Source organism: Streptomyces albicerus, assembly GCF_008905045.1.
Classification (GTDB): domain Bacteria; phylum Actinomycetota; class Actinomycetes; order Streptomycetales; family Streptomycetaceae; genus Streptomyces; species Streptomyces albicerus.
Genome location: NZ_VWMY01000078.1, coordinates 21,808 through 31,031, shown reverse-complemented (window position 1 = coordinate 31,031; position 9,224 = coordinate 21,808). Strand labels below are relative to the sequence as shown.

Below are 9,224 nucleotides of genomic sequence, written 5' to 3'. Positions count from 1 at the left end.
TCAGCCAGAACCGCTCGCGCTGGAAGGCGTACGTCGGCAACTCCACGCGCTGGGCACCGGTACCGGCGTAGAACGCCTCCCAGTCCACGCCCACACCCACGGTGTGGGCACGGCCGAGGAAGCCGGCGAAGGTGTCGCTCTCGTCGTGCTTGGCCCGCAGGGCCGGGATGAACGTGGCCTCGGTGTCCTCGATGCACTGCCGGGCCATCGCGGACAGCACCGCATCGGGGCCCAGCTCCAGGAACCGGCGCACGCCGAGATCCCACAGGGTGCGCACCCCATCGGCGAACCGGACGGCCTGACGCACGTGCCGCACCCAGTAGTCGGCGTCGAAGGCGGACACCGGCTCGCCGGTCACGTTCGATACGACCGGGATACGCGGCTCGGCATACGTCAACCGCTCCGCGACCGCCCGGAACTCCTCGAGCATCGGCTCCATGCGCGGGGAGTGGAACGCGTGCGAGACCCGCAGCCGGGTCGTCCTACGCCCCTGCCACTGCGGCAGCCACTCCTCCACGGCGTCCTCGTCACCGGAGACGACCACGGCCAGCGGCCCGTTGACGGCGGCGATCTCCAGCCGGCCCGCAAACCCGGCCAGCGACCCCGCCACCTCGGCCTCGGCAGCCTGAACCGCCACCATCGCCCCACCAGCAGGCAGCGCACCCATCAACCGGCCACGCGCCACCACCAGTTCAGCCGCATCGGCCAGCGACAGCACCCCCGCCACATACGCGGCGGCGATCTCACCGACCGAATGCCCGATCAGGTAATCCGCACGCACACCGAGCGACTCGGCCAGCCGGAACAGCGCCACCTCCACCGCGAACAACGCCACCTGCGTGAACTCCGTCGAGTCCAGCACGTCGCCGTCCTCGGCCAGGAGCTCGCGCAGCGAACGGCCGAGCAACGGGTCGACCGCGGCACACACCTCGCTCAACGCCCGCTCGAACACCGGGAACGACGAAGCCAACTCCAGCCCCATACCGGGGCGTTGCGAGCCCTGACCGGTAAACAAGAACGCCGACTTACCCGCGACAGCCAGCTCACCGGCCGACACCTCCCCCAATCCCGCCAGCAGTTCGTCCCGATCGCCGGCAAGGACCACGGCCCGGCGCTCCAGCAGCGCCCGAGAGGTCACCAACGAATACGCCGCATCCACGACCGACACCTCAGGCCGCGACGCCAGATGCGACCGCAGCCGCTCCACCTGCGCCCGCAGCGCCTCATCCGTCCGCGCGGACAGCACCACCGGCACCGCGCCTGCGGGCCGGACGTCCTGGGCCGGAGCGTCCCCGGCCGGCTCCTCCTCCGGCGGAGCCTCCTCCACGATCAGGTGCGCGTTGGTGCCGCTCACGCCGAACGACGAAACACCCGCACGGCGCGGACGACCGTCCGCAGCCCACTCCCGCGCCTCCGTCAGCAACTCGACACGGCCGGACTCCCAGTCCACGTGCGGCGACGGCGCATCCACATGCAGAGTCGGCGGCAGCACGCCGTTCCGCATCGCCATCACCATCTTGATCACACCGGCAACACCGGCCGCGGCCGACGTATGACCGATGTTGGACTTGATCGACCCCAGCCACAGCGGATCGCCTTCGCGGTCCCGGCCGTACGTCGACAGCAACGCCTGCGCCTCGATCGGGTCACCCAGCTTGGTACCCGTGCCATGACCCTCCACCGCGTCGACCTCGACCGGGGACAGCCCGGCACTCGCCAACGCCTGCCGGATCACCCGCTCCTGCGAAGGCCCGTTCGGCGCGGTCAGGCCATTGCTCGCACCGTCCTGGTTCACCGCGCTGCCCCGGATCAGACCGAGGATGCGCCGCCCATTGCGCCGAGCGTCCGACAGGCGCTCCAGGACGACCAGGCCGACGCCATCGGAGAAGCCGGTGCCGTCGGCCGACGCCGAGTAGGGCTTGCAGCGGCCGTCGCGGGCCAGACCGCGCTGGCGGCTGAACTCGACGAACAGGAAGGGCCCGGCGAGCACGGTCACACCGCCGGCGAGCGCGAGGGAGCACTCGCCGGCCCGCAGTGCGTTCGCCGCGAGGTGCAGGGCGACGGCGGAGGCGGAGCAGGCGGTGTCGATGGTGACCGCGGGGCCTTCCAGGCCGAGGCTGTAGGCGACGCGGCCCGACATGACGCTGCTCTGCGTGCCGGTGACCCGGAAGCCCTCCAGCTCGGGCAGCGTGGACGGGCCGTAGTCGGACGAGACCGTGCCGGCGTAGACGCCGGTGTCGCTGCCGCGCAGAGTCGTCGGGTCGATGCCCGCGTCCTCCAGCGCCTCCCAGGACGCCTCCAGCGTCAGCCGCTGCGTCGGGTCCATGGCCAGCGCCTCACGCGGGCTGATCCCGAAGAAGTCGGCGTCGAACGACGTGACGCCGTCGACGAAGCCGCCCTCGGTCGCGTAGGCGCTGCCGGGGCGATCGGGGTCCGAGTCGTAGAGGCCCTCCAGGTCCCAGCCGCGGTCGGTCGGGAACGGGCCCATGCCGTCCCGGCCGGACGCCACCAGCTCCCACAGTTCCTCCGGCGAGGACACCCCGCCGGGGAACCGGCAGCTCATGCCGACGATCGCTATCGGCTCGACGTCACGCTGCTCCAGCTCGCGCACCCTCCGGTTGGCGGTGCGCAGTTCGGCGGTCACTCGACGCAGGTATGTGCGGAGCTTCTGCTCGTCGCTCGTCGATCCGCTTCGGCCGTCGTCAGTCTTTCCGGTCATGCGGATCCGAGCTCCTTGTCGATCATGTCGAACATCTCGCTGTCAGAGACGAAGTCGAGGTCTTCTTCGAGGTGGTCGTCGGTGTCGTCCTGGCCGTTGCCGGTGGCACTCAGCAGGGTCCGCAGCCGGTTGCTGAGGGAGCGCAGGCGTGGTTCGGCGCTGGCCAGTTGCTGCTCGTGCCCGGACAGGGCGATCAGGAGTGCCTCCAGTCGCTGGAGTTCCGCGTCGAGCGGCGAGGAGTCCTGGACGGCGGTGGCCCCGCCGACCTCGGCGAGGATCATCCGGGCGGTCTCGATCGGGGTGGGGTGGTCGAAGACGAGCGTCGCGGGCAGGCGGATGCCGGCGACCTGACTGAGCCGGTTGCGCAGCTCGACCGCGGCGAGGGAGTCGAAGCCGAGTTCCTTGAAGGCGCGTTCGGGGTCGATGGCGTCGGGCGAGGCGTGGCCGAGTACGGACGCGACCTGGATGCGTACCAGGTCGAGTACGGCCTGCTCGCGGTCGGCCTCGGGCACCCCGGCGAGCCGCCGTTCCAGCGACCGGGCGTTGTCGGCGCGGCGCGCGGGGGCTCGTACCAGGCCGCGGAGCAGGGCGGGCAGCATGCCGGACCGGGCCTGGCTGCGAAGTACGGACAGGTCCAGGTGCACCGGGGCCAGCAGGGCGGCCTCGGAGGCGAGGGCCTGGTCGAACAGTTCCAGGCCCTGGTGGCTGGAGATGGCGCCGATGCCGGTGCGTTCCATGCGGGCGAGGTCGGCCTCGTCCAGCTCGCCGGTCATGCCCGTGGAGTCGGACCACAGGCCCCACGCCAGGGAGAGGGTGGGCAGACCGGCCGCCTGCCGCTGCGCGGCGAGGGCGTCGACGGCGGCGTTGGCGGCTGCGTAGTTGGCCTGGCCCGCGTTGCCGAGGAGACCTGCGGCGGAGGAGAACAGGACGAACGCCGACAGGTCCATGCGAGAGGTCAGCTCATGCAGGTGCCACGCGGCGTCCAGCTTGGGCCGCATGACGTGCCGCATCTGCTCGGGCGACAGCGACTCGATGACGCCGTCGGCCAGGACTCCGGCCGTGTGGATCACGGCGGTGAGGGGGTGTTCGAGCGAGTCGAGCAGGCCGGCGACCTGCTCGCGGTCGGCGACGTCGCAGGCGGCCACGCGTGCCTGGGCGCCTAGCGCTGCCAGCTCGGTGACCAGTTCGGCGGCGCCGTCGGCGGCCGGGCCGCGCCGGCTGACCAGCAGCAGGTGGCGTATGCCGTGCCGGGTGACGAGGTGCTTGGCGAACAGGGCGCCCAGGCCGCCTGTGCCGCCGGTGATCAGTACGGTGCCCTCGGGGTCGAGGGGCGCCGGAACGGTCAGGACGACCTTGCCGACGTTGCGGCCCTCGCGCAGGTAGCGGAGCGCCTCCTGGCCGCGGCGGACATCCCAGGCGCGGATCGGCGAGGGGGTCAGTACGCCGCGTTCGAAGAGGGCGGCGATCTCGACGAGCATCTCCTGGATGCGGTCCGGGCCCGCCTCCAGCAGGTCGTAGGAGCGGTAGCGGACGCCGGCGCACTGCTGGGCGACGGCCTCCGGGTCGCGGATGTCGGTCTTGCCCATCTCGATGAACCGGCCGCCCCGCGGCAGCAGTTCCAGTGACGCGTCGACGAACTCGCCCGCCAGGGAGTTCAGGATCACGTCCACGCCCGTGCCGTCGGTGGCCTCGTGGAGGGCGTCGCGGAAGCCCAGGTCACGGGAGTTGGCGATGCGCTCGGCGGGTACACCCAGGGCGCGCACGGCGTCCCACTTGGCCGGGCTGGCGGTGGCGAGGATCTCGGCGCCGAGGTGCTGGGCGAGTTGAACGGCGGCCATGCCGACGCCACCGGCGGCGGCGTGCACGAGCAGCTTCTCGCCGGACTGCAGGTCGGCGAGGTCGACCAGGCCGTAGTACGCGGTGAGGTAGACGACGGGGATGGCGGCTGCCTCGGCGAAGGTGAGGCCGTCCGGCATGGGCGCGACGGTCTTCCGGTCGGCGACGGCGACAGGGCCGAAGGCGTCCATCACCAGTCCGAACACCCGGTCGCCGGGCTTGAGGTCGGTGACACCGGAGCCGACCTCCAGGACGACGCCCGCGGCCTCGCTGCCCAGCGGCGCCTCGCCCGGGTACATGCCGAGGGCGATGAGCACGTCGCGGAAGTTGAGGCCGGCGGCGCGGACGGCGATGCGGACCTCGCCGACGCCGAGCGGGCGGGCGTCGTCGGACGGCACGACGGCAAGGTTCTCCAGGGAGCCCTTCTCGGTGCTGCCCAGCCGCCAGCCCTGCCCGGACGGGCCGTCGGCCGGGCGGGCCAGGCGGGGCGCGAGCAACGCGCCGCCGCGTACGGCCAGTTGCGGCTCGCCGAGGTCGGCGAGCGAGGCCCAGTCCGGCTGGGCGCCGCCGTCGGTGTCGACCAGTACGAAGCTGCCGGGATGTTCGGTCTGCGCGCTGCGCAGCAGACCCCACGCCGGTGCCTGGGCGATGTCGACGGACTCGGCGCCGACGGCGACCGCGTTCCGGGTGACGGCGACGAGGGTGGCCTCGCCGAGCCATTCACTGGCCAGCCACCGCTGGGCGAGGGCGAGGGTGCGCTCGGCGACGAGGTTCGCGGCGTGCGCGGGGTCCTCGCCGGCCGGGATCTCGATCTCGGCGAGCACCATGTCCACGGCGGCGGCGCCCTCGGCGAGGGCCTCCTCCAGGGCTTGCAGATCGGCATAGTGCTCGCCCTGCGCGTCCTGGTCGCCGAGGACCGCGACGCGGGCCTGCGACGACGTGCCGGTGACCGGCGCCCACTCCAGCTGGAAGAGGGTGTTCTGCTCGCCCCGGGCGCGCATCAGCTGCGCCGGGTCCACGGGCCGTACGGCGAGGCTGTCGACGGCGACGACCATCTCGCCGTTCTCGTCGACGACGTCGACGCGGAACGTGGACTCGCCCGCGCCGCCGATGCGGACGCGCACGCGGGACGACGCGCGGCTTCCGCATCGCACGCCGGTCCAGGAGAACGGCAGGTCGGGGGCGGAGCCGGGGTCCTTGTCCACCATGCCGACATGCAGCGTGGAGTCGAACAGCGCCGGGTGGATGGCATACCCGTCGACGGCGGTGCCGGCGGTGTCCTCCGGCAGTGCCACCTCGGCGTACACGTCGGCGCCGCTGCGCCACACTGCCTGCACGCCCTGGAACAACGGGCCGTAGTCGAGCCCGATGTCGGCCAGCCGCTCGTACAGGGCGTCGGCGGAGACCTCGACGGCCGCGACCGGCGGCCAGTGGGTGGGGAAGGGCGCCGCGGGCTCGGCCTCTGCGGCCAGCCAACCACGCGCGTGCCTGACGGTCTGCCGTGCGCCGTCCGGTTCGGTCCCGGTCTCGGGCAGGGAGTGGATGGCGACCTCGCGGCGGCCGTCCTCCCCGGGCCGGCCGACGGTGACCCTGATGTGCCGGGCGGAGCCCTCATCGAGGGTCAGCGGGACTTCGAAGATCAGCTCGTCGATGAGTTCGCAGCCGAGGTGCCGGGCCGCGGCGAGGACGAGTTCGACGAGCGCGGCGCCCGGCACGATCACCGCACCCAACACCACGTGGTCGCGCACCCACGGCTGCGACTCGGTGGAGAAGCGGCCGCTGAACACCCACTCGTCGCGGTCGGCGACCTGTACGGCCGCCGCCAGGACCGGGTGCCGCATCCGGTCCAGGCCGGCCGCCCCGACGTCACCGCCCTGGGCAGACGGCGTGAGCCAGTACCTCTCCCGCTGGAAGGGGTACGTGGGCAGGTCCACGCGCTGCGCGCCGGTACCGGCGTACACCGCCTCCCAGCCGATCCGCACACCCGCGGTGTGCGCCTGGCCGAGGGAGAGCAGGAACCGGGGCAGTCCGCCCTCGTCGCGCCGCAGGGACCCGACCACGGACACCCGGCCGCTCGCGTCCTGCGCCTCGACGGTCTCGTCCACCGCCATCGTCAGCACCGGATGCGGCGACACCTCGACGAAGCAGCCCATGCCCTTGTCGATCAGCGCGCGGATGGCGGGCTCGAACCCGACGGGGCTGCGCAGGTTGGTGTACCAGTACCCGGCGTCCATCGAGGCGGTGTCGATGAAACCACCCGTGACCGTGGAGTAGAACGGCACACGCCCGCTCATCGGCTCCACCGGCCCGAGCGCCTCCAGCAGACCGGCCTCGATCACCTCGACCTGCGCCGAGTGCGACGCGTAGTCCACCTTGACACGCCGCGCCCGGACACCGTCCCGCTCACAGACGGCCAACACCTCATCCAGCGCACCCGGATCACCGGCAACGATCACCGCCGCCGGACCGTTCACCGCAGCGACCGACACACGGCCCGCATACGGAGCGAGCAACTCCTCCACCCGGTCCACCGGCAGCGCGACGGACATCATCCCGCCCCGCCCGGCAAGCCGGTCACGCACCAACCGGCTGCGCACGGCCACGACCCGGGCCGCATCCCGCAACGACAGACCACCCGCGACATACGCGGCAGCTATCTCACCCTGCGAATGCCCGACCACAGCGGACGGCTCGACACCGTACGACCGCCACAGCGCCGCCAGACTCACCATCACCGCGAACAACGCGGGCTGCACCACATCAACCCGCTCGAAGGTCGGCGCGTCCGGCACGCCACGCAGCACGTCCTCCAGCTTCCAGTCCACAAACTCGCTCAGCGCCTCACCGCACGCAGCGATCTCCGCCGCGAACACCGGCGAGGAGTCCAGCAGTTCGACCGCCATGCCCACCCACTGCGCCCCCTGGCCCGGGAACACGAACACCGGCTTCACACCCGAGCCGACGACCTGGCCCTCCGCCACGTTCGCGGCCGGCTCGGCCGTGCTCAGCTCGCTCAGGCCGGTCAGCAGGGCGCCCCGGTCGGTGGCCACGACGACGGCGCGGCGTTCGAGGTGGGCGCGCGCGGTCGCCTGGGCGAAGCCGATGTTCAGATGGTCCAGCTCCGGGCGGTCGATCATGTGCGCCCGCAGGCGGTCGGCCTGCTCGCGCAGTGCCGCATCGCCGCGTGCCGAGATCGGCACGAGAACGGGCGGCCGGACGCCGGTCGGCTCGTGCGACTGCGTCGCCGCTTCCTCTTCCGGGGCCTCTTCCAGGATCACGTGGGCGTTGGTGCCGCTCACGCCGAACGACGACACGCCGGCACGACGGCGCCGCTCCCCCGCGGGCCACGGCCGGGCCTCGGTCAGCAGCGCGACCTCGCCCGACGCCCAGTCCACGTGCGGGGACGGCGCGTCCACGTGCAGGGTGGGCGGCAGCGTCTCGTGCCGCATCGCCATCACCATCTTGATGACACCCGCCACGCCGGCCGCGGCCTGGGTGTGGCCGAAGTTCGACTTGATCGAGCCGAGCCACAGCGGGCCGGTCTCCCGGTTCTGGCCGTAGGTCGCGAGCAGCGCCTCCGCCTCGATCGGGTCACCGAGCGGCGTTCCCGTTCCGTGCCCCTCGACCGCGTCCACGTCGGACGGTGACAGCCCGGCGCCGGCCAGCGCCTGCCGGATCACCCGCTCCTGCGAAGGCCCGTTGGGCGCGGTGAGGCCGTTGCTGGCGCCGTCCTGGTTGACGGCGCTGCCGCGCACGACGGCCAGGATCCTGCGCCCGTTGCGCTTGGCGTCGGACAACCGCTCCAGGACAAGCAGGCCCATCCCCTCGGCCCAGCCGACGCCGTCCGCCGCGGACGCGTACGCCTTGCAGAGCCCGTCCGGCGACAGGGCGCGCTGGCGGCTGAACTCGACGAAAGCGCTGGGCCGGGCCAGCGTCGTCGCTCCGCCGACCACGGCCAGCGAACACTCCTTGGCGCGCAGGGCCTTGCTTGCCAGGTCGATCGCCACGAGGGAGGAGGAGCACACCGTGTCCACCGTGACCGCGGGCCCCTCGAAGCCGAAGGTGTAGCTGATACGTCCCGAGGCGACGCTGGGTGAGGACGCGATGGAGAGGTAGCCCTCGATCTCCGGCCGCCGGTCGCTGAGGCTCGCGACGAACTGGTAGTCGGAGAACATGAGCCCGCAGAAGACGCCGGTGTCGCTGCCCTTCAGCGTCAGCGGGTCGAGACCCGCGTCCTCGAACGCCTCCCAGGCCCCCTCGAGCAGCAGCCGCTGCTGCGGGTCCATGGCGAGTGCCTCGCGGGGGCTGATGCCGAAGAACTCGGCGTCGAACTCCGCCATCTCGTCAAGGAATCCGCCGTGGCGCGTGTAGGCCGTGCCGGTGTGGTCCGGGTCCGGGTCGTAGAGGTTGTCCAGGTCCCAGCCGCGGTCGTCGGGGAACTCCGAGATCCCCATGCGTCCTTCGGCCACCAGCGACCACAGGGCCTCCGGCGAGGTCACCCCTCCCGGGTAGCGGCAGCTCATCCCCACGATGGCCAGGGGCTCTGCCGCCTGGTCGAGCAGTTGCTGATTCTGACGGCGAAGACGCTCGGTCTCCTTCAGCGACTTGCGCAGGGCTCCGACGATGTCGGGCTTCTCGAGGGCCATGCTGTTTCCCCCACCTTCGGGCT

Annotated in this window: 2 protein-coding genes; both read right to left on the bottom strand. The window is 72.2% G+C overall.

Annotated elements, in window-relative coordinates; all coding sequences use genetic code 11:
- A partial coding sequence (locus tag GAS53_RS45485) for a type I polyketide synthase (RefSeq protein WP_151483664.1) occupies positions 1-2,719 on the bottom strand: 2,719 nt, incomplete at its 3' end.
- Positions 2,716-9,201 (bottom strand): type I polyketide synthase, encoded by a 6,486-nt coding sequence (locus tag GAS53_RS45480; protein ID WP_151483658.1) that lies wholly within the window; start codon positions 9,199-9,201, stop codon positions 2,716-2,718. The genes GAS53_RS45485 and GAS53_RS45480, both read right to left, overlap by 4 nt.
- Positions 9,202-9,224 lie beyond the last annotated feature (23 nt).

Bases quoted from the DNA above. Each gene is read 5' to 3' on its own strand.
- GAS53_RS45480 (WP_151483658.1), bottom strand. From the start codon at position 9,201: ATGGCCCTCGAGAAGCCCGACATCGTCGGAGCCCTGCGCAAGTCGCTG.